The sequence below is a fragment of the Sphingomonas sp. 179-A 2A2 NHS genome (assembly GCF_045371305.1).
In the GTDB taxonomy this organism is placed as follows: Bacteria; Pseudomonadota; Alphaproteobacteria; order Sphingomonadales; family Sphingomonadaceae; genus Sphingomonas.
The window spans coordinates 15,301-42,273 of record NZ_JBIQDE010000003.1 but is presented as its reverse complement, the minus strand read 5'-3'; the positions used below and the strand labels follow the sequence as shown (position 1 = coordinate 42,273).

The following is a 26,973-nucleotide window of genomic DNA, read 5'->3' as shown; positions in this document are numbered from 1 at the left end:
AACGCGGGTTTACACACTCGTCAAGGTGGATCGATGGCTTCAAGAAATGCTGACTCAACGCGGGATAATATCGTGAGCGCGGCGATCGCGGTCTTCTCGACGGTCGGATACGCGGCGGCTGGCGTGCGGGAGATCGGGGCGCGTGCTGGTGCCAATCCGGCCTTGGTGAACCGTTATTTCGGTTCCAAGCTCGGCCTTTTCCGAACGGCGCTGGACACGGCGCTCGCCGTGGAGCGTATCACGGAGCTCGGGCGGAAGGGGCTGGCCAGCCGCCTTGCCGACAGCTTCATCGATCCGGGCGAGGGAGCCTTCAACCCTTTGCCGATGATCGTGTTCGCCGCGGCCGATCCCGACGCGCAGGCCATCGCGCAGGCGGCGCTCGAGCAGAGAATCGTGGTTCCGCTTGGCGTCTTCATCGGCGGGCCGGACGGCGAAACCCGCGCCGCGCGCCTGATGGCGATCGCCACGGGGTTCTTCACCTATCGCATCCTCTACCCTCTCGCGCCGTTCGCCGGGCCGGTCTCCGCCAACGACCGTAGATGGCTTGAGATTTCGTTCGAGAACGCGCTCTCCGGGTGACCTCCAACATCCTCATTTCCACCCACTTGTTATCCCTAGATAACCTAGTTATATAGGTCTGAAGAAAACGTGAGTTTTGGGGAGGATCTGAATGTTGCAACCGATGGGAGCGGTGCGCCGCGCGCGCGTGCTGAAGCGCGGGCTGGCGGTCGGCGTAGCGCTTTGCGCCTTTGCCACGAGCAACGCCGCGTTGGCCCAATCCTCGCCCGAACAGAAGGCGGCGGCATCCGGCCAAGAGCCGCTGCCGCCGGAGCAGCAGCCTGCCGACGATGGCGGGCTTGCGGACGTTGTCGTCACCGCGCGCCGCGTTGCAGAGAATCAGCAGGATATTCCTGTCGCCGTCACCGCGTTCTCAGGAGAGACGCTGGAGAAGCAGAACGTTCTCGCATTCAAGGACGTCGCGGCCTTCACACCCGGATTCGTCACGCGCGAGTCGCCGAACAATCCATCCGCGTTCATCCTTGCCCTGCGCGGTCAGGTCCAGACCGATACGCTTGCAACGCTCGATCCGTCGGTCGGCACCTATGTGGATGGGGTCTACTGGTCGCGTTCCTACGGGCTCAATGCCGACCTGCTCGACGTCCGATCCGTGCAGGTCCTCAAGGGGCCGCAAGGCACGTTGTTCGGTCGCAACACGACCGGCGGCGCGTTGGTGATCGAAACGAACGATCCCACAACCGACCGCATCACCGGGATGGTGCAGGGCACGTACGGCCGTTTCGACGAACGCATCGGGACAGCGGTGCTGAACGTACCGTTCGGCGAGGTCGCGGCGATCCGCGGCGCGATCCAGCTCAGCAAGCGTGATGGGTATGTTACCGATCGCGTGAGCGGCATCGGATATAACAATCGCGACAATCTGACCGGGCGGGTCAAAGTGTTGCTGCAACCGGCGGACAATGTCCGGCTTGTCGTGTCGGGCGAGTGGTTCGAATTCGATCAGCTTTCCGCCCGCATCAACACCCTTGTGCTGCCGGGCGCCGCGCGAAACGGGCCGGCGGTGCGCTACCCCGGCAGCGTGACGGAAGCAGCGGCCAATCGCGCCAACGTCGATGTCACGGCAACAACAACGGCGCCGTTCCTCGCCGGCAGCCCGCCCCCGTTCCAGCGCGTGCGGACGCAGACCTACGGCGGCACGCTGTCGGTCGACACCGGCTTCGGCGAGGTCAAGTTCATCAATGCCTGGCGACGGGTGACCGGCGCCAACGCGATCGATCTCGATGGCGGCATCGCGCCGATCGCGCTGACCACGCTCGATCAGGACCTGAAGCAGTTCTCCAGCGAGCTTCAGCTTACCGGCAACCTGCTCGACGATCGGCTCAGCTTCGCGACGGGCCTCGTCTACCTGAAGGAATATGGCTTCGATCGGTCCTTCTCTTACGCGAACGTCGCCAGCAATCCCGGGGCCACGAAAACCCGCTTTTTCGGTGAAATCGACAATTCCTCGATAGGTGCCTATGCGCAGGCGAGTTTCAAGATCACCGATCGCCTGACCGCCACCGGCGGACTGCGCTATTCGATCGATGACAAGGGAATCGTTACGCGCACCGGCGTGGTGCTCAACGCCAACAATCGCCTGGTCTCGTGCATCACGCCCAACCGCTCGATCGCGAACGATTGCCGCGACCAGCGGCAGGATGAGTTCGACGCAATCTCCTACACCGCCGGGCTCGACTATAAGTTGGCCGATGACGTGCTCGTCTATGCCAAGCAGAGCAGGGGGTATCGCTCCGGCGGGCAACAGCTACGCAGTACCTCGACGGTCGACACTGCGCCTTTCCAACCCGAAATCGTGAACGAGCAGGAACTGGGATTGAAGAGCGAATTCTTCGATCGCCGGCTGCGCCTGAACCTTTCAGCTTACCATAACACCATCAAGGGCGCGCAACGCTCCGTCATTACGCAAGTCGGCGGAATCGTTCAGACGATTGTCGAGAATGCCGACATTCGGAATTACGGTATCGAGGCGGATGTTGCGGCGCGCGTGGCGGAGGGTCTCACGCTTTCCGCCAACGGTTCGTACAACGATCCGAAGTACACGCGCTATATCGGCGTCGTCGGCGCGACGCTGGGCGTGGACAAGGCCGCGCTCGGTGCGCGCTTCGATGGCCTCGCGAAGGAGCAGTTCTCGGTCGCTGTCGATTATGATCGGCCCACATCGTTCGGGCGCGTCGCGGTGAACGTCAATTATGCGTGGGTCGGTCGTTACGACACCAACCCGGAATCGGTCGGCACGCTGTTGGCGGTGGGGAACTCGCCCGCCGATGCGCAGGCGGTCGTCAATATCACGCAGAAGCCCGCCGCCGGCTTCCTCGGCGCGCGTGCGACACTGGGGTTCGGCGACAATTTCGATATCGCCGTCTTCGGCCGCAACATCCTGAACAAGCGTGTGTTCGTGCACACTTTGTTCGTCGGCGACTATGCTTCGTCGATCCGCAACGATCCCGTCACCTATGGGGTCACCGGCACGGTGCGCTTCTGACGGTCGCGGCACGCAGAGCGCGTCGGTCACCGGTTGGTCTTTGTCGGCGGGGATGTTAGTGCCGAGGCGCAGCATCCAGCACCCGGGTAAGCCGAACACGATGGCCGACAGCGACAGTTTTCCTACCAACGCACGCATTCGCGTGCCGAAGACGTCGGAGCTGGTCGCGGATCAGATACGCGGCCAGATTGTGCGAGGCGAACTGGCCGAAGGCGGTTTCCTGCCGCCCGAAGGCCAGTTGCTCGCGACCTTGGGCGTGTCGCGTCCGACCTTGCGGGAGGCGTTCCGCATCCTGGAAGCAGAGGCGCTCATCAGCGTCGTGCGGGGATCGCGCACCGGCGCCAAGGTGCACAAGCCCTCGGTCGAGCTCGTCTCCCGTTATGCCGGCTACGTCCTGCAATCGTCCGGGACGACGATCGCCGACCTTTATGACGCGCGGCTGGCGATCGAGCCGCATGTCGTACGCCGGCTGGCAACGGCGCGCGATCCCAACGCCATCGCGCGTCTGCGCCAAGAGGTCGAGCGGCTGGAGCGGCTGCTCAGCGAGGAGGCATTCGCCGACTTCATCGCCGGCGTTTCCGAGTTCCATCGTGTCCTGATCGAGCTGGCCGGCAACAACACGATCATCTTCATCAACCAGTTGCTCCACCAGCTGATCGCCGCGCATCAGGCGGATTACATCCAGCGTCATCCGCGGCCGGTGACCGAGCATCGCAAGTCGATGGCGATGGGACCAAGATCCTATGTCAAGCTGATCGACCTGATTGAGGCGGGCGCGGTGGACGAGGCGATTGCACACTGGCGCCTCCATCTGCAGAACGCCAACGCCACCTGGGCCGCGCGCGGCGAGGCCGAACGAGTGGTCGATTCGCTCGGCGGCTGAGCAGCCGCGACACATAAATCCTCTTCACTTGTATAACTAGGTGATCTATCACTCTTCCCTCGGGAGAGGGTGAGAGTTTTGGCAACGATAACGCATACCCTTCGCGCGGTCATGACGATCGACCCGGACGCGGTCGAGATCGACTTCGCCGGGCAAGAGATTACCTGGCGGCAGATCGCCGACACCGTCGCAGGGATCGAGCAGGCACTCGCCACGATGCCGCTCGCGCCGGAAGCTCGGATCGGCGTGATGCTGCGCAATCGCCCCGCGCATATCGCGGCGATCATCGCGGTCGTGGCGACCGATCGCTGCCTGGTGACGCTCAACCCGATGATGCCGGATGCCAAGCTGGCCGAAGACATCGCGCTTCTGGCGCTGCCCGCGGTGATCGGCGACGTCGAGGACATCGCGCGCGCGGGCGTGGCGGATGCCCTGCGCACAGCGGGCGCGGCGGTCATCGCGATCGATGGTGTTTCCGGTACCGTGGACGTGCGGCGGGCGGCGCCCGCGCCGGGGGTCGCATTGTCCTCTGCCCCCGGCGTGGCGATCGAGATGTTGACCAGCGGGACGACGGGCACCCCCAAACGGGTCCCGCTGACCCGCGCGGCGTTCGACGCAAGCTTCGCCAGCTTCGCGCGCTACGAGCGCAACCGCGATCATGCCGACGCGCCGCGGCTGCGATCGGGTATCGTCATGGTGGTGAACCCGCTGACGCACATCGGCGGCATCTACGGCTGCATCGGCGCCTTGCTCGCCGGGCGACGGATTGCGCTGCTCGAGCGGTTCCGCGTCACGGAGTGGGTCGATGCTGTGCGCCGCCATAGGCCGAAGATCGCTCCGGCTGTCCCGTCGGCGCTGCGCATGATCCTGGATGCCGACGTGCCGCGCGACGATCTTGCGAGCCTGTCGGCGCTGATGTGCGGCACGGCCCCGCTCGATCCGGCCGTCGTGGACATGTTTCTCGCTCGCTACGACCTTCCCGTCCTCGCCAATTACGGCGCAACCGAGTTCGCGGGCGCGGTCGCGGGCTGGAACCTTGACGACTTCCGCCGATGCTGGCGGGCGAAATACGGTTCGGTCGGGCGGGTTCATGCCGACATCGGCGCGCGGATCGTCGATCCCGACTCCGGAGCGGAGCGTGTCCCGGGCGAGGAGGGCCTGCTGGAGATCCGTGGCGATCAGCTCGCCAACGGCGGCGCGTGGCTGCGCACCACCGATCGGGCGGTCATGGATCACGACCGGTTCCTCTGGATCCGTGGGCGCGCCGACAACGCGATCGTCCGCGGAGGTTTCAAGATTCACCCCGACGACGTCGTTCAGGCGCTGCATCAGCACCCGGCGGTGCGCGAGGCAGCGGTCGTCGGCATTCCGGACGAGCGACTGGGCGCGGTGCCCGCCGCGGCCATCATTCTGCGCAGCGGCGTCACGGCCACCGAGCACGAGCTGGTGTCGCACCTGCGGGCGCGGTTGCTGCCCTATCAGGTGCCGACGCGCTTCCTCTTTGTCGACGATCTGCCGCGGACCCCATCCATGAAGCCGTCCGCTATGGGACTGCGCGCCTTGTTCGTCGCCTGACACGTCAACGCATCGCGCGGTCGATCGCGCTTGAAAAGGAAAGAGCATGAAGATCACCAACGACATCGCCGCCGTCGTCACGGGCGGAGCTTCGGGGCTGGGCCGCGCCAGCGCGACGGCGCTCGCGCAGGCGGGCGCGAAGGTCGCGATCTTCGATCTCAACCGCACGCAGGGCGAGGAAGTCGCCAGGCAGATCGGCGCCACGTTCCATGAGGTCAACATCCTCGAGGAAAGCAGCGTCGTTGACGGCTTCGCCGCAGCGCGTGGCGCTAATGGGCAGGAGCGGATCCTCGTCCATTGCGCGATGGCGACGAAGGGCGGGAAGACGATCGCGCGCGACAAGGAGAGCGGCGGTTTCAAACGCATGTCGACCGAGGATTATGAATTCTCGGTCAAGGGCATCCTGGTTGCCAGCTATCGCATGGCGTCGCTGTCGGCGCTCGGCATGGCGGCGCTGGAGCCGCTGGAGGACGGCGAACGTGGGGTTATCACGCTGACCGCGTCCGTGGCCGCGCAGGACGCGCAGGTCGGACAGGTGGCCTATGGCTCGGGAAAGGCCGGGGTCAACGGACTGGTGCTGCCGATCGCGCGCGACTGCATGGACCTGGGCATCCGCATCAATTCGATCATGCCGGGCATCTTCGCGACGCCGCCGATGCTGGGCGTGCCGGCGAAGGTGCTGGAGACACTGTCCGCCTCGGTGCCGTTCCCCAAGCGGCTTGGCAAACCGGAAGAGTTCGGCAGCCTCGTCCTGGAGCTGGTCCGCAACACGTATTTCAACGGACAGAACCTCCGGCTGGACGGTGCCATCCGGATGCCGGCCCGCTGATGACCGCTGGCCAGGCGCCCGCGCGTCCGTTCGGCGCGGCGCCGCTGCGGCGCCCTTCTTCGGTGCGCCGGACGACGACGATCGACACGAGCTGGCCGGATGGCTTCGGCGCGCCGATGCGGATGGTCGCGCGCGGTCGCGATCTCGTCACGGATGCTGAAGGCCGGGCCGACGCGATCGCGGAACAGGAACTCGTCATCCTGGCCTCGGCACGGCGCGAGATACTGGCCATCGGATCCACCCCGCCTCTGGCCGGGGCCGAAACGCTGGTTGGCGCTCGCGCAGGGGGCGCCAGTCGGCTGGCGCTGGCGGAGGCGCTCGGCGACCGTCGCGGCACCCTGGCCTATCAGCTGCTCGACGACTTCGCCGGCGCGAGCCTCGTCGCCGGCTGGGCATGGTCGCGCTGGACCGAGGACTTCGCCGCGGCGCTGCGGCGCGCGGGCGCGCAGGCGAATGCGGGAAGGCGCGGCGCGATGGTCGGGGTATGCACGGGGTTCGCGCCCGGCTCCAGCGCGCTCACGGATGATGGCGGGGCTGATCACGCCGCGCAGAGCGCGACGCCCGTCGGTCCGCTGGATCGCCCGGACGATCCCGAAGGATGGCACCGGATGACGACGCAGGACGGCGCCCCCGGAATGCGGCGCGCGCGACGCCTCGACCTGTGGCGTGAAGGCCCGGACCTGTGCGCCGATGTCGGGTTTCAGGACAGCGCAACCGCGCCGGCGGGAGGCCGTATCGCGGTGCATGAGTATCACATGACGGCGATGATCGATCCGGTAAGGATGACGTTGAAGGCGATCGCGGCCGACCCGCACATTCTGCCGTATCGCGAGTGCCCCGGCGCCGTGAGCAATATTCAGCGGCTCGTCGGTCAGGGGGTGCACACGCTGCGAGACGCGGTGCTGTCGACCCTAGCCGGCACGCTCGGCTGCACGCATCTGAACGACGTGCTGCGCTCGCTCGCGGACGTGCCGACGCTATGCGCCGCCCTGGAAGACGCCGCGTGACGGCGCTCGCCCCTGCGGCGACCCGCGTGGCGCCGTTCCGCCGCTGGGCCACGCTCGCGCTCGTCCTTCTGGTCGCGGTGCTCAGCTACGTCGATCGACAGGTGTTCACGCTGTTCATGGACGCGATCAAGCGCGACCTTGCCTTGACCGATCGCGCCCTGGGGTTGCTGAGCGGGCTGACCTTTGCGCTGTTCTACGCGATCGCCGCCTTCCCGATCGCGCGCCACGCCGATCACGGCGACCGCCCGCGGGTCATCGCCCTGTGTGTGGTCGTCTGGAGCATCGCGACCGCCGCCTGCGGCTTGGCAAACGGTTTCTGGCAGATGGCGCTGGCGCGGATCGGTCTGGCGGCGGGAGAGGCCGGGGCGGGGCCGGCGGGGCAGTCGCTGGTTGTCGACATATTTCCCCCTTCGCGGCGGGTCACGGTGCTGTCCGCGATCCTCGCCGCAAGTTCGCTTGGCCTGTCGGGCGGGCTGGTGCTGGGCGGCTGGCTGTCGACGATGTTCGACTGGCGCGCGGTGTTCCTGATCGTGGGCTTTCCCGGTATCGCGATCGGCGCGCTGGTGTGGCTGTTCGCTGCCGAGCCGCGCCGTGGCGGTGCCGGGGAGGGAGCAACGCCGCTGGGATCGATCGCGGTGTTCCGCACCATGGCGGCGTCGCGCTCGCTGCGCTGGATCGGGCTGAGCGTCACCGCGGTGCCGATGACGGGCATGGGCTATTTGTTGTGGTCGCCGGTGTTCTTTCAGCGCGTCCACGGCTTGTCGATCGCGCAGACCGGCTTTTGGCTCGGCGGAGTCACGCTCATCGGCCTGGTGCTCGGCAACCTTGCTGCCGGCTGGCTGGGCGACCGCTTCGGCAAGGACGATCCGCGGTTCAACGGCCGGCTGGCGGGGATCAGCCTGCTGCTGTCGTTCCCCTTCGCGCTCGGCTTCGCTTGGGCGGACGATCGCGGTGTCGCGCTCGCCTGCTTTCTGGTAATGAAGTTTCTGATGACGCTGTATCTTGGCCCGACCATCGCGCTTGCGTTCGTGCAGGTGCCGGCGGCGATGCGCGCCACGACCGGCGCGACAATCAATATGTTCATCGGGCTTGCCGGCACCGGCCTAGGCGGATTTCTGGTGGGGGCGCTAAGTGACGCGTTCGCCGGTTATGGCGCGGCGTCGCTGCGCTGGTCGCTGGCGGTAATTTCGGTCGGCCTTCTTGCCGGCGCGCTCGCCGGGTGGCGGGCGGGCGCGACGGCCCGCCCGCTTTAGACTCAGGCCGCTTCAACCGGCTGGCGCGCCCAGACCGGATCGGTGTTCACCTTCGGCTCGATGCGGAACAGCCGCGCGGCGTTAAGCCCCAGGATGTTCTCCTGCTGCTCACGGGTGACGTCCAGCCCGTCGAACAGCTCGATCGTGATCGGGCGGCTGATCGGGAAGGTGCCCTCGTTGTGCGGATAATCCGATCCCCACATCACGTTCTTGCCGCCCTTCAGCGTCGAGGTGAGGATGCAGCCGCGATCGTGCTGGAAGCTTGCCCACACCTGATCGTCGATGATCTCGCTGGGAAGGCGCGACAGCTTGGGGAAGACGAAATTGGCATGCGCCTCGCGCACCTCGTCGAGCCGCTCCGCCAGCGCGATCAGCCAGCTCGCGCCCGATTCAATGAAGGCGACGCGCGCGTTCGGATTGCGATCGAGCACGCCGCCGGCGACCAGATACATCGCCGATTCCATCGCATCGTTCATCTGCAGGGTGTAGTTGATGATCGCGGCGCCGGGCCCACGCTCCTGCACCACGGACTCAAGGCCGGTTCCGGTATGCATCACGAACACGATGCCAAGATCCCCGGCCAGCTTGAACACGGGATCCCAGACGGGGTCGTTGTACTTCGGCAATCCGGGCTGCATCGCGGCCGGCAGCATCGCGGCGGTCACGCCCAGCGAATGCAGATACTTCAGCTCGGCAAGCGTGTTCGACAGATCGCGCACGGGCAACATGCCGCAGCGCACGAAGCGATCGGGATGCTTGCCGAGGAACTGGTTGTTCCAATCGTTGTACAGCCGTGCGGAAGCCGCCTCGGCGTCGGGATCGTCGAGGCAGTAAAGCCACAGGCCCAGGCTGGGGAAGACGATCTCCGCGTCGATGCCCTCGATCTCCATGTCCTCGAAGCGGCCGGGCAGCTCGCGCACGCCCTTGCGCTGCGCATCACCGAGCTCCTGCTCGCGGTGCTTGCCGACACGCAGGCGGTAGATCACCTTTTCCTCGGTTCCGGTCAGCAGGAACTCACCCTCCTTGCGGGTGTAGATTGCGTGCTTCTTCAGGCTGGCGGGCAGGCCGTCCTGGAAAATCGTGGCCGGCTCCATGATGTGGCTGTCGGCACTGAAGATATACGGCTTCATCAGCATTGGGACTCTCCTCAACCTCGCTAAACAGGTATCTCAATCCGACGTAGTCCGCAAGGAATAAGGCTGCGGACTTGACAAAGATCTTAAACAGGTATCGATTGACGGCATGACACGGGTAAGGGATGCGGCGCATGCGCTGGCCGAGCTGAGCCTTGAGGCGTTCCCCGGGGCGCATCTCGGCGGCGAGGATGAGCTGCTCGACCGGCTCGGGGTAAGCCGGCCGACGCTGCGCCAGGCAGCGAAGATCGTGGAGGCGGATCGGCTGCTTCAGGTACGGCGCGGAACCCGCGGCGGCTTCTTTGCCGCCCGTCCCGACGCCGCCGACGTGATCCGTGCGCCGGCGCGTTACCTGCGGCTGAATGGCGCGACGATCGCCGACGTCCATTCGGTCACGCGCCTGATCGCCGAGCAGGTGGCGGCGCTGGCGGCGGCATGTACCGACCCGGCGCCGCTCGCCGAACTTGCCGCCTTCCGCGACCGCATCGAAGCAGCGGACAGCGTGCCGGCGATGATCCGGTCCGAAACCGAACTCGCACGGCTGCTCGCGCGGATGAGCGGCAATCCCGCGGCCGAACTGTTCATCGAAATCGGCTACACCTTCGGGCGCGAGGAGCACCACTTGCATTTTTACCAGAGCGACGAGGATCGTGCCCAGGCACGATCGTTGCAGCGGAAGTTGTGCGACGCGGTGCTCGCGGGCGATGCGGAGGTGGCGAGGCTGATGATCCGGCGCCGTGCCGACCTGATTGCGGGCTGGCTCGCTCGCGATCTGGCGGTGGGGACGTGAGCATCGTCGCCTTCGCGGGCTTCGGCGGCGTGCGGCTGGAGGCGGATGTGCAGGGTGATCCGGCGGCCCCGGCGGTGCTGCTGGTGCATGGCGCGGGGCAGACGCGCGCGGTGTGGCAGGCGGTGGCGCGCGCGCTGGTCGACGCCGGGCGGCGCGTCGTCAGCCTCGATTTGCGCGGACATGGCGGCAGCGAGCGGCCGGCCGATGGCCGCTACGCGTTCGACGCCTTCGTGGGCGACCTGCGCGCGGTGCTGGCACAACTCGACTCGCGGCCGGTCGTGGTGGCGGCATCGCTGGGTGCCTGGGCGGCGACGGCGGCGCTCGCCGGTGATGCCGCGACGCTCGCCTCCGGGCTCGTCCTCGCCGATCTGCCGCCCGAGATCGACCAAGCGGCGTCGCGATCGGTGGCCGAGCGCCTGCGCGGCCAAGCGGGTGACTGGGATTTGCGGGTGCTCGAGAGCATCGAGCTGCCGACAATCCCTGCGCGGCTGGCGCAAGCGGCGGCGGCGATCAGGGTGCCGGTGCTCTATGTCCGCGGTGGATCGAGCATGCTGGAGACCCCGGCGCAGGCGAGCGCCTTCGCCGCGCGCATGGCTGATTGCGAATACGCCGAAGTGGACGGCGCCCGGTTGTTGGTGACGGCCGACAGCACCGACGCATTCAACGCGCTGATGCTCGACTTCCTCGAACGCCGCCTGCCGCGCGCGGCGCCCGAGTTCCGGCAGGGATCGGACGCGCGCACACTGCGCGACGCGCTCGGCTGCTTTGCCACCGGGGTTACGATCGTGACCGCGATGACGCTGGACGGGACGCCGATCGGGTTGACCGCCAACAGCTTCACCTCGGTGTCGCTCGATCCGCCGCTGCTGCTCGTATGCATCGCAAACAGCGCCGGAAGTGCACCGGCGCTTGCCGTGGCGGAGCGCTTCGCGGTCAACGTGCTCCAGATCGGACAGCAACCGGCGTCCAATCGCTTCGCCGGCAAGGGCGAGGACCGCTTCGCCGCGACCGACTGGGCACCGGGGGAAAACGGCGCACCCGTGCTGGCCGGATCGCTCTCCGCCTTCGAATGCACGCGGCACGCAGTGCATGGGGGCGGGGACCATTTCATCCTGGTCGGGCGGGTGACGCGTGCCACCTTCGAGCCGCAGCGCGACCCCTTGCTGTACTTCCGCGGCAAATATCGACGCCTGCACTTCGCTTAGCGCTGGACATCAGCCGTCCACCGTCATAACTAACCTAGTTATATAGGTAAGAAGTGGGAGAGGCCGCCTTGGTCTGGGCGAATCAGGACAAGTGCGCGATCGTGGGGGTAGGCGCGACGGACTATTACGTCCGCGGCAAGAGCTGGCCCCGCACCATCAACGACATGGCGGGCGAGGCGATTCTAAACGCCTGCGCGGATGCCGGCATCCACGTGCGGCAGATCGACGGCATCGCTTATTATTCCGGCGCCGGCGCAGGATATCTCGACAAGTTCGATACGGCATCGCTGATGGAAACGCTGGGCATCCCGCATGTCGGCTTTTCCGCGTCGCTCACCAGCGGCGGCGGTGGCTGCCCCGGCGCGATCGGGCTCGCCACGGCGGGGCTGATGAACGAGGATTGCACGTACACCGTCACACTGATGGCCCTGCAACAGCTGCCGCAGCATCGGCTGGGCGTGGTGTTCGGCGCCAGCGCGCCCAATCCCGAGAACAGCTTCCTTCAGCCCTCGGGGCTGGTCGGGCCCGGGCATCTGATGAGCGTCCTCGCGCGCCGCCACATGCACCTTTACGGCACGACGCAGGACGCGTTCGCCGAGATCGTGATGGCGACCCGTGCCAACACCGCCAATCGCCCGAAGGCGGTGCGCAAGGCGCCGCTTTCCAAGGCAGACTATGACGCCTCGCCGATGCTTGCCGATCCGCTGCGGCGGCTCGACTTCTGCCTGGAGACCGATGGTGCGGTCGCCGTCATCACCACGACGGCTGAGCGCGCGAAGGACTGCCGCCACCCGCCGGCACTCGTCCACGGCTGCGCGCATGGCGGCACGCGACGCTGGGGTCGGGCATTCGCCTGGATGGGCATGCCCGACCCTGAATTCGCCTCGTCGGGCCACGCCTGGGTCGCCGATCGGTTGTGGGAGCAGACCGGGTTGCGCGCCGCAGACATGGATGTGGCGCTCCTCTACGATCACTTCTCTCCGATGGTCCTGATGCAACTGGAGGACTACGGCTTCTGCGCCAAGGGCGAGGGCAATGACTACGTGCTTGCCGGCAAGGTGCGCTACGACCGGGGTGCGGGCGTGAACGGCGGCGTGCCCGTCAACACGCACGGCGGCAATCTCAACGAAGCCTATATCATCGGCATGACGCACATTGTCGAAGGCGTCGAGCAGGTGCGCGGCACCGCGATCAATCAGGTCACCGACGCCGAGTTCGCGCTTGTCACCGGCGGCCCGGCGTCGCTGCCGGTCAGCGGCATGGTTCTTAGGAGGGCATGATGACCTACGGCCCCGCCCGGCTGCTGCCGGGCGAAAACATCCGCATCACCACCAATCCCGATACCGAGCCCTTCTGGGAGGCCGCACGCGACGGCCGGCTGACGGCGTGCCAATGCGGCAACTGCGGTGCCTTCCGGATGCCGCCGTCGCCATATTGCCCGGAATGCCAGTCCACGAAGAAGGAGTGGCCGACGCTGCCCGGCACCGCGACGGTGTTCAGCTTTGCGATCTGCAACAAGAACCCGTCGACTGGCGAGGACTATGTCTACGTGCCGATCGTCGTCGATCTCGACGGCGCGCCGGGGGCCAGGCTCAACGCCAACCTGACGGGCTGCGACGCGGACTACGTCAAGATCGGCATGCAGGTGCAGGTGGAATGGACTCCCATTGCAGACGGCTGGGTGCTGCCCAATTTCCGGAAGGTGCCGGCATGACCTATCCTGACGTGCTGGAGCCGATCGAACGGGCCACGCGCGCCGAGCTCGACGCCCATCAGGAAGCCGCGCTGACCGCGATCACTCGCCACGCCTTCGAAAATGCGCCGCTGGTGCGCCAGCAATGGGACGCCGCCGGCTTGGCCCCTTCGGCGATCAAGTCGCTGGCCGATTTCGTCGCCAAGGCGCCACTGATCGACAAGGACGACGTGCGCCGCTTCCGCGATGCGCATAACGATCCGTCCGGCGGCATGAGCAAGCTGCTGCCGGGCGAGACGATGTCGATTGGCACGACATCGGGCACCACCGGCGATCCAACTCCGGTCCCGAGCTGGATCGTCGCGCCAAGCGAGATCGGCTATTCGCGCGACATCTGGCATATCGGTGCGCGGCCGGGCGACTTCCTGACACACATGCTGTTCACCTTCCGCGGCGGCCATCGCCGGCGCGGCAACGCGCAGATCGGCATCAGCGAGATCTGCTATTCGATCGCGCCCGAGGAAGTCGCACGGGCCGTCGACGGATCGCTCCGGTTTCGGCCAACCGTGTGGTCGATGTGCTCGACCCCGGTGCTGCTGATGCTGGAGGGCTATTTCGAGAAGACCGGCGTCGATCCGATCGACGTGTTCTCCAGCTACAAGGGCGCCATCTTCGGCGGCGAGCCGCTGTCCGGCCGGCTGAAGGCGCTGACCGACAGCTGGGGGTTCGAGATGTTCGAGACGACCAGCCTCGGCGACGTGGCGGGCGCCACCGAATGCCGGATGCATGACGGCTTCCACGCCTACGAGGATATCGCCTTTATCGAGGCGATCGATCCGGTGACGCGGGAGCCGGTCGCGGACGGCGAGATCGGCGAGCTGGTCGTCACCACGCTCGTCGATCGCATGACGCCGCTGATCCGTTACGCTACGGGCGACCTTGCGATCATCGATCGGCGGCCGTGCGGCTGTGGGCGCAACCACGCGCGCTTCAAGGTGATGGGCCGCGCGAGTGACCAGATCCTCGTGAACGGCCGCTCGATCCTGCCGCGCGAGATCATGGGGCTGGTCGAGGTCCACAGCGAGACGCGCGGCGCGCTGTTTCAGATCGTGCGCACCGAACGCGAGATGGCAACGCTGCGCCTGCGGGTGGGATACGACACCGCGCGGCTCAGCTGCACCGCAGATGCGCTGCGGTTGAGATTGCATGACCAGATCACAGGGGCGCTTGGCGTGCCGCTCGCCGTCGAGCTGATCGACGAGCAGGAGCTGCTGAAACTCGGCCCGCCGCACAAGATCCCTCGCGTAACGAAGGCATGATGATGACCGATCCGCGCGCCGACGTCGTCGGCTGCTATCACGTGGCCGGAAAGGCCGAGTTTTTCCCGGCACGCTACGACGAACTGGAGCGGCAGGCGGTCGGCATGGCGCGCGTGCTGCAGTCCTTTTCCTTCGCGCCCGGCAGCGTCATCCTGACGGTCTCGTCCGTCGGCGAGGTGGCGCAATTCGCCGCGTTCGAGAAGGCGATCCAGATCACCGGGCATTACGGCACGAATGCCGAGGCGAGCATGTTCGATGCCGGGCGGGTCGAATCGATCTGTCGCCAGTTCGCGCCGGTCGGCGTCTTCGGTGTCACGCAAGCGACGCTGGAAGGCCTCAAGATGTTCGGCCACGATCCGGAGCGCGTCTTCGGCGGTCGCACCGTATGGGCGCGCCCCGACGCGCATGAGGGTCTGTCGCGCGTCGCGGGCATCGACCTGCGGCGGATCGTCGTGCTGGGTCCGGCGATCGCGTTCGACTGTGGGGAGGGCGGGCTGCACTTTGCCTCGCGCGACTGGGCGCTCGCCGCCGGCGACACGCTGAAGCTGTCCTCGCGCATGCCGCGCATCACCCCGCTCGACGGCGTCGACACCGGGGTCGAGGGGCGTGTCTCGACGATGCCGTGCGCCTGCGGATCGCGCGATCTCACCATAACGTTGGGAGTGAAGGCATGAAGCAGCATCCGGCACTCGCCCCCTATGCCGCGGTTCATCCCTATGGTCTGGGTGATCTGCTGCACGAACAGGCGCGCAGCCGTCCGGCGATGCCGGCGGTGATCGACGGCGATCACACCTTCACCTTCGCGGAGTTCCACGAGCGGGTGAACCGGCTGGCCGGCGTGCTGCGCGCCAAGGGCGTGAAGCGTGGCGACCGCGTGTTGTGGCTGGGCCAGAACAGTTTCCGCGTGATCGAGGCGCTGCTCGCGTCCGCGCGGGTCGGCGCAATCTTCTGCCCCGCCAACTGGCGCTGGTCGGTCGAGGAGATCGCCTTCGCGCTCGACGATTTCGATCCCACCGTCGTGTTCTGGCAGGAAGCCGAGGTCGGCACCAACATGCGCGCCGCGCGCGCCGGCTGGAGCAGCCCGAACGGCAACTGGATCTGCCACGATGGTTGCCCCGGCGAGGATGAATATGAAGCGCTGATGGCAACCGCCGATCCGGCGGCCGACTTCGACCCGGTGGAGACATCCACGCCGCTGCTCGCCGTCTATACCGCCGGCTTCTCCGGCCGCCCGGGCGCAGCGCTGCTCAGCCACGAATCGCTCATCATCATGGCCTGGCAGGGCATGATGGCGCAGGCGATCGACGAGGAGAGCGCGTATCTCGTTTCCGGGCCGATGTTCCACGTCGGGGTGATGATGGGCACCCTTGGAACGTTTTTGGCAGGCGGGCGCAATGTCTTTGTCGCGCGCGTGGATCCGGTCGAGCTGCTCGAAAGCATCCAGGCGAACCGCATCACGCACGCCTTCATCGCGCCACCGACGATCGCGCAGATGCGGGCGGCCAACGCCGATGGCCGATACGACGTGTCATCGCTCTTCGCGGATCCGCAGATGTCCGATTACCGCATCCCGCTCGTCATGCCGGCGCAGGCGCCATCGATGAAGCGGATGGGCGGCTATGGCCAGACCGAGATCGGCGGGCTCTCGTCGGTGCTCTGGATGGGCGGCACCGGAGCCGGGCGATCGATCCCCTTCATCCAGTTCATGATCGCCGACGATGCGGGCGTGGAAGTTGCCCCCGGTGAGACGGGCGAGATCATGGCGCGCGGGCCGCTGGTGATGTGCGGATACTGGAACCGGCCGGAGGAGAATGCGCGGCGCGTCGTCAACGGTTGGCACCGCACCAACGATCTCGGGCGACGTGCGCCGGACGGCAGCCTCGTGTTCGTCGGGCCGAAGACGACGATGATCAAGACGGGGATCGAGAACGTCTATCCGGCCGAGGTGGAGAACTGCCTGCGTACGCACGAGGGGGTTGCCGACGTCTGCGTGATCGGCGTGCCGGATCCCACCTGGGACCAGAACATCAAGGCGATCATCGTGCGCAAGCCCGAGGCGGCGCACCCGCCGGAGTCGTTCATCGCGCATTGTCGCGAGCGGATGGCAAGCTACAAAAAGCCCAAGATCGTCGAGTTCGCCGATACGCTCCCGCGCACTGCCGCCGGTTTCGTCGATCGCGCGGCGGTGGACGCGGCGTATGGCGGGGGCGGCTATCCGAAGGTGGGCTGAGCCGCGCCCCTTTCGCTGCACCCCTCACGCTGCGTCTGCCGCCGGCCGGCGGATCCGAACCGGCCTCTCAGGCCGGGATCTGATTGAACGGGACGCCCTTGTCCGGGCGATGATCCTGCGGCAGGCCTAGGATGCGTTCGGCGATCGTGTTCAGCAACATCTCGTCGGCACCACCGGCGATGCGACCGGTCGGCGCGTTGATCCAGCTGGCGGTCCAATCTTCCTTTACCAGCGCGTGATCGTCATAGGCGAAGCCCGTGGCACCCTGAAGGTCGATCGCCATTTCGGACAGGCGCTGGCGCGAACGCACCGAGACCAGCTTGTTGAGCGATCCCTCCGGCCCGGGTTCCATCCCCGCCTGCATCATCAGCATCGCACGCGCGGTAATCGCGTCGAGCGCCGAGCGCATCGCATAGTTTCGGGCGATGGTCGATCGGACGCGGCCGTCCTCGATCGCCGGGCGGCCGTTAAGCGACACCGATCGCGCGAGTTCGACGAACAGATCGAGGTGCGGGCCGAAGCCGGCCGAGTCGGTCGCGACGTAACGCTCGATCATCAGCGTCGCCATTGCCACCGCGAAACCGCCGCCGACGGGGCTCATGCGATGCCTGTCGTCGATCCGCACATCATCGAAGAACACTTCGTTGACGTGGCTGTCGCCCCCTGCCAGCTTGATCGGCCGGACGGTGACGCCCGGCGTCTTCATGTCGACCCAGAAATAGGTCAGCCCCTTGTGCTTGGGGACGGTAGGGTCGGTCCGGGCGACGATCACGCCATAGTCGCTATATTGCGCCCAGCTCGTCCACAGCTTCTGCCCGTTGAGCTTCCAGCCGTTGCCGTCCTGCTCCGCACGCAGGCGCAGACCCGCGAGATCCGATCCTCCCGCCGGCTCGGAGAACAGCTGGCACCAGATCTCGTCGCCGCGCAGCGCCGCGATCGTGCGTTCGCGCGCGAACGCCTTGTCGCTGCCGAACCGCTGCAGGATCGGCACGGGCATGCCGAGCGAGATGCCGAAATAGCCGACCGGCATGCCGAACGGCATCTCCTCGGTGTCGAACGCTACCTTCTCGATATGCGTCAGCCCCTGTCCGCCCATCTCGACCGGCCAGTTGATCCCGGCGTAGCCCGCCTCATATTTCTCGCGTTGGTAGCGGCGACCGAGCGCTAGGTCCTCCGCCTCGCTCAGCCCGCGCCGCGCCGCCTTACCGAACTCCGGCGCGACCGACGCGAGCCAGGCGCGGGCGCGGTCGCGATATCGATCGAGATCGGTCATGCGGCTGCCTTCGTCATCTCGTTCACCAGAACGTCCTCCCAGAAGAGCGAATTGCCCTGTTCGATCGCCAGCGACCGTGCGCGGCGCATGTGGAGGTGCAGGGCGCCCTCCCACGTGACACCGATGCCGCCGTGGATCTGGATGCAGTCGCGCGCGGCGGTGTCATAGGCTTCGGTCGCCGAGATACGCGCCGCGGCGGCGGCCTTCAGGAAGTCCGCCTGCCCGACCCGGGTGGCAGCGTGCAGCGCACTAGCGCGGGCGAGTTCGACCAGCCCGTATAGTTCGGCGATGCGGTGCTTGACCGACTGGAATGCGCCGATCGGCGAACCAAAGGCGTGCCGCGTGTTGGCATGGTCGCGCGCGAGTTCCATCAGCCGCTCGGCACCGCCGGTCTGTTCGTGGGCGACGATCACGGCCTGTTCGGCGAGCACCTTCATCGCCGTTGCGATGGCAGCGTCGCCATGGGCCAGCGAGGTTGCGGGCGTATCGGCAAACAGCAGGTGCGCCGTACCGCGGCTGTTGTCGAATGTGTCGAAGGCTTCGCGCGTGACGCCTTCGAGCGGCGCCAGCACGAGCGCCGGGCCATGATCGCCGCAGGCGAGCACCACAGCGAGATCGGCGTGCAGCCCGGCGCACACGGCGGGCTTCGTTCCGGACAGTCGGCCACCCGAAAAACGGACGGCGGACGACAGAGGCAGCGTTGCGCCGCGCTCGGCGAAGGCGACCGCGCCGATCGCCGCGCCGCTCGCCAGCCGTCGCAGCCATTCCGCGATGGCGGGGTCATGGTCGTGCGTCAGCAGCGCCGCGGCAGCGCCGTAGGAGGTGGTGACGAACGGCGCGCCGCTCAACGATCGTCCCGCCTGGAGTGCGACCAAGCCAAGCTCGACCAACCCCAGGTCGATGCCGCCATGTCGTTCTGGCATGGCGAGCGCGGTCCAGCCCTGCTCGCGTGCGATGGCCCAGAACGCCGTATCATATGCGCCTTGCGTCTCCAGAAGCAGCAATTGCGCCTCCAGCGACACCTTCGCTTCGAGCACCCGGCGCGACTCGCTTGCGATCGCCAGTTGACCGTCATCGTACAGCAACGACATCACTCTCTCCCTAGCGCTCACCTATCTAACCAGGTGATATAGGGCAAGTGGGTTAGCGCAGGGTGTAACGCTTCGCCTTGTCGGCCATCAACGCGGCGCGATCGACCTGCGGCACGCCGATGGGATTGCCGACCTGACAATATTTCAAGCCCTGCGCGAGCGCGACCGAGCGCGGGAGATCGAGCGATTCCCAGATCGCCTTGACGGAGCCTGCGGTCGCGGCGGGCGGCTTGGCGGCGATGATCGTCGCCAGCTCCTGCGCGCGCGGCCACAGCGCATCGGGGGCGACCACTTCGGACACGATGCCGATGCGCAGTGCCGTCTGCGCCGACACCCGTTCGTCGTTGCCGAGAAGCGCCATGCGCAGCACATCCTGCAACGGCATGCGGTACGTCATCCCGATTGGTTCGAGCGCCGCTGTCATGCCATAGGTGACATGTGGATCGAAGAAGGTCGCATCGTCCGAGCAGATCACGATATCGCTCTCGTTGATCCAATAGAACGCGCCACCCGCCGCCATGCCGTGGATCGCGCAGACCACCGGCTTCCAGCAGCGCATCGACTTGGGGCCGAGCCGCTGCCCCGGATCTTCCGCGTTCCATACGTCGTCGGCGATTACCGATCCGCCCGGCTGCGCAGCGGCCTTGACGTCCACCCCGGTCGAAAAGGCCCTACCGGGGGCGGCGCGCAGGACGCTGCAATGGATCGACGCATCGTCGGCGATCCGCCGCCAGACAGCCGCGAATTCCTCCACCATCGTCCGGTCGAAGCTGTTCATCGCCTCTGGGCGGTTGATGGTGATCGTGGCGACATGATCGCTGACGTCGACCAGGATCGTCTTGTATTCCACGTCGCTCTCCCCTGTGGCAGCATGCTGATGCATGCCCGGATCGGCAAGTGCGGCATTGACGCCTACCCCGGCCACGGGCATTGCCTGTATAACCAAGTCATAAAAGTCAACTGGAGAGACCGCGCGTGAACTTCGATCTTTCGGACGAGCAGAAGATGCTGGCCGACACCGCGCGGAGCGTGCTGGCGGAGCATTCGCCGTTCGATCGCCTGCGCACCCTGATTGATGCCAAAGCCGAGTGGGACGACGAGTTATGGCGCGCTCTGGCCGAAATGGGGTTCCTCGGTGCGGCGGTGCCGGAGGCGCACGGCGGGCTCGGGCTTTCGGAGCTCGATCTCGGCGTCGTATCCGAAGCGCTCGGGAGCGCCAATGTCGCGGTGCCCTTCTTCTCGTCGATCGTCCTGGCTGCCAACGCGATCCAGCTCGCAGGTAGCGCGGAGCAAAAGGCGCAATGGCTTCCCCGGCTCGCGAGCGGACAAGCGGTAGCCTGCTTCGCCGGCGCGGAGGGGCCGGGCCCGGTCATCGGAACGAAGACGGGTCTCGCAGACGGGCGGGTCTCCGGCACGAAAACGCCGGTCGCCGATGCCGGCGTGGCGGACATCGCCATCGTGGCATGTGACGGCGCGCTGGCGATCGTGCGGCTGGACCAGGCTGGCGTCACGCGGCAACGGCTGGACAGCTTCGATCAGCTGCGGCCGCATTACCGGCTGACGTTCGACCGGGCCGAGGCCGACCCGCTCCCGGCGACGATCGATCTCGCAGATCTGCTCGACCGCGCGGCGGTGCAGGCGGCCTTCGAGGCGGTCGGCGGCGCTACGACCTGCCTGACCATGGCGCGTGATTATGCGATGGAGCGCATGATCTTCGGCCGTCCGCTCGCCAGCTATCAGGCGATCAAGCACAAACTGGCCGACATCGCAGTCGCGATCGAGCTTGCCCGATCGAACGCTTATTATGCCGCCTGGGCAGCCGCCGAGGCACCCGACGACCTGCCCGCCGCCGCCGCCGCCGCACGGCTGACCGCGCTCGCCGCCTTCGAGGCGGCGGCGCGCGAGAACCTGCAGGTGCACGGCGGGATCGGGTACACCTTCGAGGCGAACTGCCACTTCTTCTATCGGCGCGAGCGATTGCTCGCGGTCAACGTGGGTCAGCGCGACTATTGGGCCGACCGGCTCATCGCCGCGCAGCCCGGATCGCAGGCGAGGGCGGCATAATGGACTTCAACGACACTCCGGCAGAAGCCGCCTTCCGCGCGCAGGCGCGCGACTGGCTCGCCGCGCATGCGCCGACGCATGTGGTTCCCGAGGGCGTCCCCCTCGACGATGCCGAAGAGGTACGACGAGGCAGAGCGTGGCAACGCGCGCTCTATGACGGCGGCTGGGCCGGCGTGACCCTTCCCAAGACGCTCGGCGGGCGCGGCGGATCGGTGATCGAAGGGGTGATCTTTGCCGAGGAGGAGGCGCGCTACGCCTTGCCAAAGGGACCCTATATCGGGATCGGGCTGGGGATGGCGATCCCGGTAATCGGTCGCCACGGCACCGACGCGCAGCGCGCGCGCTTCATCGAGGCGACGCTAAAGGGCGAGCTGACCTGGTGCCAGTTGTTCTCCGAGCCCTCGGCCGGCTCCGACCTCGCTGCGCTGCGCACACGCGCGGTGCGCGACGGGGACGACTGGGTGGTGAACGGGCAGAAGGTCTGGTCGAGCTGGGCGCATCGCAGCGACTGGGGCATTCTGGTCGTCCGCACCGACCCCACGTTGCCCAAGCACAAGGGCCTGACCTTCTTCGTCGTCGACATGCGCTCGCCCGGGATCGACATCCGGCCGATCCGCCAGATTTCGGGTGCGAGCGACTTCAACGAGACGTTCCTCACCGACGTGCGCATCCCCGACACCAATCGCGTCGGCGCGCCCGGAGAGGGCTGGGCGTGCTGCATGACCGTGCTGATGGGGGAGCGGCTTGGCAGCGGCAGCCACAAGTCGGCGGTCGCGCCGCTGATCGATGTCGCCGCATCAACTCCGGATCCGCGTCGCGGCACGGCCCTCGACAACGACGCCGTCCGCGGTGCGCTGGCACAGGCAGTGGCGGAAGAACAGGGCGCCAAGTATCTCGAGGCACGTCTGCGAACGATGGTGTCGCGCGGCGAGAATCCCGGCGCGCTCGCCGGCATGATTAAGCTTAGCTACGCCGGCCGACTGCAACGCACCACCGGCCTTGCCATCGAACTGCGTGGTCTGGACGGGATCGCGGCATCGGAGAACGACACGGCGGTGAGCGAGATCCAGCACGACTACATCTGGTCGACGGTCATGCGGATCGCGGGCGGCGCCGACGAGGTGTTGCGCAATCAAATCGCGGAGCGCGTCTTGGGGATGCCGGGGGAGATGCGGCTCGACAAGGATCGCGCCTTTCAGGAGCTTGCTTGAGGGGCGAGCGATGAACGACAGTATGGCATGTATGGTCCAGGCTCCGGCCTCAATTCGGACCACTAGGTGATGAGAGCGGCGATAAGTGCGCCTGAGAGGAAATTGGCGGCGAGCTTGTCGTAGCGGGTTGCGACGCGGCGCCAGTCCTTGAGCCTGCACCAAAGGCGTTCGACGAGGTTGCCCGCGCAATCGGGGGTCGATCGTAGGGGATAGGGGGGCGACGGCAGCGGTTGCCGGGTAGATAAGCGTAAAGCCGCATAGCCCTGCAATTTTACATATATCAACACCACGTCATGTCTTGTGGTGTAGTTTCAATGGCTTGATGGCATTATGCCTGTCCATTGTGTTTCGCTAATTATTTGGACGATCAAGGGAGTTGGAAGTGCAAGACGCCGTAGGCGGCTCACTTCCTACTCGATTGATCGTAACCCGATGGGAGCGGAACGGTTCAGTCTTCGGCGGACGGCAGCGGTTCGGGGGACTGTCCAGGGGACACGCGCGTCAGGACAGCTGTGTAGAGCTGACGCCAGTGTTCGGCTTTGCCGCGCTCACGTTCCGCCGTTCGGTCCGCCTTGGCCTTTTCGGCACGGGCATCCCGCAGTTCGGTCTCAAGCCGCTCGATCTTGTTGCGGAGCGCCGCTTCGATGTGCCGGTATTCCTCGGGCGTTCGCAGCGGGACCTTCTTGCCGTCGATGACCTCGGTTTCTGCACGGGTCTCGACGCGTTCCTCGCCGATTTCATCGGCGAAGTTATTGTAGAGGTACTGACGGCTGACCTTGGCCTCACGAGCCACCGAGACGAACGTCACAGCCTGCCTGGTCTCGCGCAGTTGCATGATTGCGTCCTCGACCGCGGCGCGCTTTTCAGCGCTACGACGGCTGCGGGCATCGTTGAGAGTGGCGATCCGTAGATCAGTCATTGCGTCGCTTCCTCCCGAGCAGCGCTCGGCCTGTAGCGCTGCTTTTGACCTTTGTAGAGACCGTGCTCCTCGATGGAACGGATGATGGTGTCAGTGTTGTGGACGGCATCCTTGTTGCGTTGCAGCCGCTTGCGCGTGATGTCGGCCATGCGGGCCTGACCGCCTTCCTCGTAATCCCGCGCTTCCTGTTCGAGGCCTTCGATCGCGACGTAAAGTCCGGCGCGCTCGCAGCGGAAGTGCTCGAGGTCGTCGCCATCGGCGCGGAAGAACCGGCAGGTCAGGCAGGCATGGGCGTGCTCGCACCATTCGCCAAGCTGGCCGGGCAGCGTACAGGCGCCGCCACTGACCCGCGTCGCCAGCATGGTTTCCTTGCGCAGCAGGAGATCGCCGACGGCCTCGTCGACCTTGCCCGCGATCGTGAAGAACTGGCCGCCACCTTTCCGCAGCAAGGCGTTCTTCTTGAGGTCGAGACGCTTGTTGACGTACATCGACGCCATATCGGGCGAGGCATGGCCCAGTTCGAACATGATGCTGAGGATGTCATGGCCTTCGGCCGCCATCTGCGTCCCGCGATGGTGGCGCAGTGGATGCCACGAGAAGTCGAACGGCTTGCCCTCGCCATCGACGATTCCATGCCTGAGGCACAGCATCTTGAGTTCCTGCAAGGTCCAGTTGTAGCCGAGGAACGACTCCCGTTTGCCGGAGAAGACCGGGAACAGGTATTTGGTGACGCGCCCGTAACGCTGCCGGACATGATCCCGCTGCGCCTCGATCAGCTTGATCATCGCCTGGTGCGCAGGATCGGTGACCAGCAAGGGCTTGGTATTCCAGCGGCTGACCTTGTTCTGCCAGAACGTGAACAGCATGAAGCGCGTGTCGTGCGGATCGGGCCGCAGGCAGTCGAAGAGCAGGGCATGCAGGTCTTCGGCCCGCGCCCCGGTCGTGACGCCGATCATGAAGATTACCGGGATAGGGGCGGGCAGTTCGTCGAGCCTGGCCACCATGGCCGCCAGGGCTTCCGGCGGGGCGGCCCGGTTGGCACCCTCGCGTGATGCGTAAAGCCGGTTCCGCGGGTCGTCCGGTGCCTGCTTGTAACGGATGCGCCGTGCGGCGCGCTTGTCGAGTGCGATCCGCGGCCATTGGCCTGGCAGCAGGACCGGAGCCGCGCGCAGGAGTTGCACGATGTCGGTGTACCAGTTCTTGCCTGCGGCATTTCGCGCGTTTCCCCATGCGAGGTAACGCTCCATCGTCAGTTCAGTGACTCGCCCGGGCTCGGCGATGCCCTCGCCGTGCAGGAACTGCCCGAAGGTTCGCAAGCGCGATTGCATTCCCACAAGGGTCGCCGGCGCAAGTTCGCCATGTGCGACCTTGTCGAGCAGGAAGCCGCGCATCAACGGGCGCAGCCAAGGCTCGAAGCACAGGAAGTTCAGATAAGTGTCGCTTCGGCGTTGCCGGTCGCGGAAGCGCGTGTCCTCCTCGCTGTAAAGATCGTTGATCCAGATGATGTCGCGGTCATGCATCGGCGCCATCTGCGCCCGATTGATGATCGAGAAGCGATGGATATCACCGAACAGCTGCACTTCCGGTGATCGATACTGGGTGGTGACGATCTCGCCGTCCCGGATCCATTGGCGGGTCTGGCTTTGCCTCCGCCGCCCGTACTGTTCGCCGTACCATGTGGCGTAGAGTTCGAGGACGGCATCGTTGTGGCATTTCGTCTTCGCAGTATCGCCATCTGACGCGCCGAAGCCCGGGTGGGGGATGTCCGCCAGACAGCCCGCTCCAAAATGCTGAAGCAGGCTTGCGCCTTCCTCGACGAGATATCGGATCACCGGGATCCGGCGCTGGAACCATTGGGTGTCGGCCTTGCGATCATCGAGCACCGATGCCGCGAGGTAGGCCTTGATCTCGTTGGTCAGCACCGGAACCGCAGCGCTGAGCGGCAGACTTGCGTATGTCTGGCTCAGCCAGGAATGGCCGAACACCTCGTTCATTATGGCGTCTGACCAGACAGGATTCTCAACGAGAAGGGGGGATAGTCCCCCGAGCCGAGCTTCGAGCCAGTTGCTGTAGCGATCGGTATCATGCGGTGTGCCGCCGACGAGCGCCAGCGGCGTCATGCCCATCGCATATCCCTTCTAAGAAGCTCTGCCTCGCGAAGTTTCTCAAGCCTTTCATGCACCTCGTCGGGACCTGTGAGGTAAAGCCTGCGGATTTCCGAGGCGAACAGGTGCTGGTAGAACGCGGCCGTTGTCTGCGGGCTGGCATGTCCGAGGCGATCGGCCACTTCGAGCAGGCTGTATCCCGCCGCGATCGCTTCGGATGCATGGCTGTGGCGGAACATGTGCCAGCTGAAGTCGATATGCGTGCGCTGCTCGAGCAGGCCCGCGAGCTTTTGGGCATAGGACAGGCTCATGGCGTGCCCGATCATGCCGACTTTCACATTGGCGAAGACGTACTCCGCTCCGGACTCGAAGGCCGGGAGATATTCGTCGCTGGTGAGGTAGTCGACGTACATGTTGAGCACGTAGTCGTGGACCGGCACACCGCGCGTCCGGCCGGATTTGGCGCGGGCGCCATTGGCATTGTCTTCGCGCGGAACGACCCAGACGACCTTTTCAGCGAGGTCGATGTCGACATGGCGCAGACCCAGCGCTTCGCCGATCCTGAGACCGGTATTGTAGAGCAGCACGATCAGGAACGCGTCGCGCGCGAGACCGCACGCCTCGATCAGCCGCAGGACCTCGCTTGGCGTCAGGCGCTTCTTGAGCACCTGCTGCTGTACACGGCCGGGATCGCCCGACAGATAGCGGTCCTTGCGCCGCGTCGTGCGACGCTGGCTGATATGCTCGAGGAACGGCTTGTAGATCCGGTGCCCGTCATAGACCTTGCTGACCTCAGCCGTATCGACCGCGAAGTCGTCGGTGCCGTTATAGAAGCGGTAGAACGATTTGATCGCCAGCTGGATCTGGTTGCGCGTCGATGGCGCCAGAACCCGCGTTTCCTGCTTTCGCAGCAGGATCAGCCGCGGGCTCGGCAAGGCATCCTTTCGCCGGGCAAGCCGCCAGGCAAGGAAGCCGTCGTAGAGCGCAACCGTGGCTTCATGGATGCCGGCGCCGTTGGCGCCGAGGAAGTTCGCGAAGTCGACGACATGGCGAACATACGCGCGGATCGTGTTCGGAGACGCGTGCGTCTGCTCGAGATGGACGATCCAATGACGTAGGCACTCGACGACGTCGCCGTGATCATCCAATACCGTCCACGACCGGCGGCCGCCGGGCATTTCGATACGCGCTGCCTGCCAGGGCGTCGTGGCGAACGAAGTGGACACGGTCGCTGATACTGTTGAAAGACCGCCGTGACTGCAAGCCTTTCCCAATCACACTGGACACAGTTTACATGGACAGTTGCGGTATCGCTATTAACATAAGATATAT

23 protein-coding genes are annotated in these 26,973 nt (G+C 66.0%); 16 read left to right on the top strand and 7 right to left on the bottom strand.

Translation table 11 applies throughout. The features are described 5' to 3' along the window. The first annotated feature begins 72 nt into the window (after positions 1 to 72). From ACH0AE_RS06540 to ACH0AE_RS06510, 7 genes are all read left to right on the top strand, one after another. Positions 73 to 579: a TetR/AcrR family transcriptional regulator gene (locus tag ACH0AE_RS06540; protein WP_168770745.1), complete on the top strand. Its 507-nt coding sequence runs from the start codon at positions 73 to 75 to the stop codon at positions 577 to 579. 91 nt (positions 580 to 670) lie between these two features. Beyond that, positions 671 to 3,061 carry a TonB-dependent receptor gene (locus ACH0AE_RS06535; RefSeq protein WP_136452235.1) on the top strand — a complete coding sequence of 797 codons (2,391 nt, stop codon included), beginning with the start codon at positions 671 to 673 and terminating at the stop codon, positions 3,059 to 3,061. Positions 3,062 to 3,161: 100 nt separating this feature from the next. After that, complete coding sequence (locus ACH0AE_RS06530; protein ID WP_168770744.1) at positions 3,162 to 3,944, top strand: FadR/GntR family transcriptional regulator; 783 nt, start codon at positions 3,162 to 3,164, stop codon at positions 3,942 to 3,944. A gap of 111 nt (positions 3,945 to 4,055) precedes the next feature. Further along, complete coding sequence (locus ACH0AE_RS06525; RefSeq protein ID WP_406875577.1) at positions 4,056 to 5,519, top strand: class I adenylate-forming enzyme family protein; 1,464 nt, start codon at positions 4,056 to 4,058, stop codon at positions 5,517 to 5,519. A gap of 46 nt (positions 5,520 to 5,565) precedes the next feature. After that, a complete protein-coding gene (locus ACH0AE_RS06520) occupies positions 5,566 to 6,348 on the top strand; it encodes an SDR family oxidoreductase (protein ID WP_406875576.1) in 783 nt (260 codons plus the stop codon). 116 nt (positions 6,349 to 6,464) lie between these two features. Next, complete coding sequence (locus tag ACH0AE_RS06515; RefSeq protein ID WP_406875575.1) at positions 6,465 to 7,355, top strand: DUF2889 domain-containing protein; 891 nt, start codon at positions 6,465 to 6,467, stop codon at positions 7,353 to 7,355. Then, positions 7,352 to 8,608 (top strand): MFS transporter, encoded by a 1,257-nt coding sequence (locus ACH0AE_RS06510; RefSeq protein ID WP_168770743.1) that lies wholly within the window; start codon positions 7,352 to 7,354, stop codon positions 8,606 to 8,608. Before ACH0AE_RS06515 ends, ACH0AE_RS06510 begins: the two co-directional genes overlap by 4 nt. A gap of 2 nt (positions 8,609 to 8,610) precedes the next feature. Here the strand turns inward: ACH0AE_RS06510 and ACH0AE_RS06505 are convergent, their stop codons facing one another. Next, entirely contained in the window at positions 8,611 to 9,744 is a 1,134-nt protein-coding gene (locus tag ACH0AE_RS06505) for an amidohydrolase family protein (protein ID WP_136452229.1), read from the bottom strand. A 106-nt stretch (positions 9,745 to 9,850) separates the two neighbouring features. Between ACH0AE_RS06505 and ACH0AE_RS06500 the strand changes: the two genes are divergently transcribed. The 7 genes from ACH0AE_RS06500 (at position 9,851) to ACH0AE_RS06470 (ending at position 16,978) form a co-directional block, all read left to right on the top strand. Continuing rightward, positions 9,851 to 10,531: a FadR/GntR family transcriptional regulator gene (locus ACH0AE_RS06500; protein WP_406875574.1), complete on the top strand. Its 681-nt coding sequence runs from the start codon at positions 9,851 to 9,853 to the stop codon at positions 10,529 to 10,531. Continuing rightward, entirely contained in the window at positions 10,528 to 11,736 is a 1,209-nt protein-coding gene (locus ACH0AE_RS06495; protein WP_406875572.1) for an alpha/beta fold hydrolase, read from the top strand. Before ACH0AE_RS06500 ends, ACH0AE_RS06495 begins: the two co-directional genes overlap by 4 nt. A gap of 68 nt (positions 11,737 to 11,804) precedes the next feature. Then, positions 11,805 to 13,016: a thiolase C-terminal domain-containing protein gene (locus ACH0AE_RS06490; RefSeq protein ID WP_211095259.1), complete on the top strand. Its 1,212-nt coding sequence runs from the start codon at positions 11,805 to 11,807 to the stop codon at positions 13,014 to 13,016. Beyond that, the gene (locus tag ACH0AE_RS06485) at positions 13,016 to 13,450 is read left to right on the top strand and encodes a Zn-ribbon domain-containing OB-fold protein (RefSeq protein WP_406875571.1); all 435 of its coding nucleotides are present in this window, start codon (positions 13,016 to 13,018) and stop codon (positions 13,448 to 13,450) included. Before ACH0AE_RS06490 ends, ACH0AE_RS06485 begins: the two co-directional genes overlap by 1 nt. After that, entirely contained in the window at positions 13,447 to 14,748 is a 1,302-nt protein-coding gene (locus ACH0AE_RS06480; protein WP_406875569.1) for a phenylacetate--CoA ligase family protein, read from the top strand. Before ACH0AE_RS06485 ends, ACH0AE_RS06480 begins: the two co-directional genes overlap by 4 nt. Before the next feature lie 2 nt (positions 14,749 to 14,750). Continuing rightward, on the top strand, positions 14,751 to 15,422 hold the full coding sequence (locus ACH0AE_RS06475) for a hypothetical protein (protein WP_406875568.1): 672 nt from the start codon (positions 14,751 to 14,753) through the stop codon (positions 15,420 to 15,422). Continuing rightward, positions 15,419 to 16,978 carry an AMP-binding protein gene (locus ACH0AE_RS06470; RefSeq protein ID WP_136452223.1) on the top strand — a complete coding sequence of 520 codons (1,560 nt, stop codon included), beginning with the start codon at positions 15,419 to 15,421 and terminating at the stop codon, positions 16,976 to 16,978. The genes ACH0AE_RS06475 and ACH0AE_RS06470 overlap by 4 nt, the downstream gene beginning before the upstream one ends. Positions 16,979 to 17,045: 67 nt before the next feature. Here the strand turns inward: ACH0AE_RS06470 and ACH0AE_RS06465 are convergent, their stop codons facing one another. From ACH0AE_RS06465 to ACH0AE_RS06455, 3 genes are read right to left on the bottom strand one after another with little or no spacing between them, the layout of a single operon-like run. Beyond that, complete coding sequence (locus tag ACH0AE_RS06465; RefSeq protein WP_136452222.1) at positions 17,046 to 18,251, bottom strand: acyl-CoA dehydrogenase family protein; 1,206 nt, start codon at positions 18,249 to 18,251, stop codon at positions 17,046 to 17,048. Then, on the bottom strand, positions 18,248 to 19,342 hold the full coding sequence (locus tag ACH0AE_RS06460) for an acyl-CoA dehydrogenase family protein (protein WP_406875567.1): 1,095 nt from the start codon (positions 19,340 to 19,342) through the stop codon (positions 18,248 to 18,250). The genes ACH0AE_RS06465 and ACH0AE_RS06460 overlap by 4 nt, the downstream gene beginning before the upstream one ends. A 52-nt stretch (positions 19,343 to 19,394) precedes the next feature. Then, the gene (locus tag ACH0AE_RS06455; RefSeq protein ID WP_406875566.1) at positions 19,395 to 20,267 is read right to left on the bottom strand and encodes an enoyl-CoA hydratase/isomerase family protein; all 873 of its coding nucleotides are present in this window, start codon (positions 20,265 to 20,267) and stop codon (positions 19,395 to 19,397) included. A gap of 50 nt (positions 20,268 to 20,317) precedes the next feature. Between ACH0AE_RS06455 and ACH0AE_RS06450 the strand changes: the two genes are divergently transcribed. Both ACH0AE_RS06450 and ACH0AE_RS06445 read left to right on the top strand, forming a co-directional pair. Further along, complete coding sequence (locus tag ACH0AE_RS06450) at positions 20,318 to 21,406, top strand: acyl-CoA dehydrogenase family protein (protein WP_136452219.1); 1,089 nt, start codon at positions 20,318 to 20,320, stop codon at positions 21,404 to 21,406. Next, a complete protein-coding gene (locus tag ACH0AE_RS06445; RefSeq protein WP_406875565.1) occupies positions 21,406 to 22,617 on the top strand; it encodes an acyl-CoA dehydrogenase family protein in 1,212 nt (403 codons plus the stop codon). Before ACH0AE_RS06450 ends, ACH0AE_RS06445 begins: the two co-directional genes overlap by 1 nt. A 448-nt stretch (positions 22,618 to 23,065) precedes the next feature. Here ACH0AE_RS06445 and ACH0AE_RS06440 read toward each other — a convergent pair whose 3' ends face one another. From ACH0AE_RS06440 to ACH0AE_RS06430, 3 genes are read right to left on the bottom strand one after another with little or no spacing between them, the layout of a single operon-like run. Beyond that, complete coding sequence (locus tag ACH0AE_RS06440; protein WP_022674670.1) at positions 23,066 to 23,536, bottom strand: hypothetical protein; 471 nt, start codon at positions 23,534 to 23,536, stop codon at positions 23,066 to 23,068. Next, positions 23,533 to 25,662, bottom strand: coding sequence for a tyrosine-type recombinase/integrase (locus tag ACH0AE_RS06435; protein ID WP_022674669.1), 2,130 nt, complete (start codon positions 25,660 to 25,662; stop codon positions 23,533 to 23,535). The genes ACH0AE_RS06440 and ACH0AE_RS06435 overlap by 4 nt, the downstream gene beginning before the upstream one ends. Continuing rightward, on the bottom strand, positions 25,653 to 26,867 hold the full coding sequence (locus tag ACH0AE_RS06430; RefSeq protein WP_284110425.1) for a tyrosine-type recombinase/integrase: 1,215 nt from the start codon (positions 26,865 to 26,867) through the stop codon (positions 25,653 to 25,655). Before ACH0AE_RS06430 ends, ACH0AE_RS06435 begins: the two co-directional genes overlap by 10 nt. Positions 26,868 to 26,973: the final 106 nt, after the last annotated feature.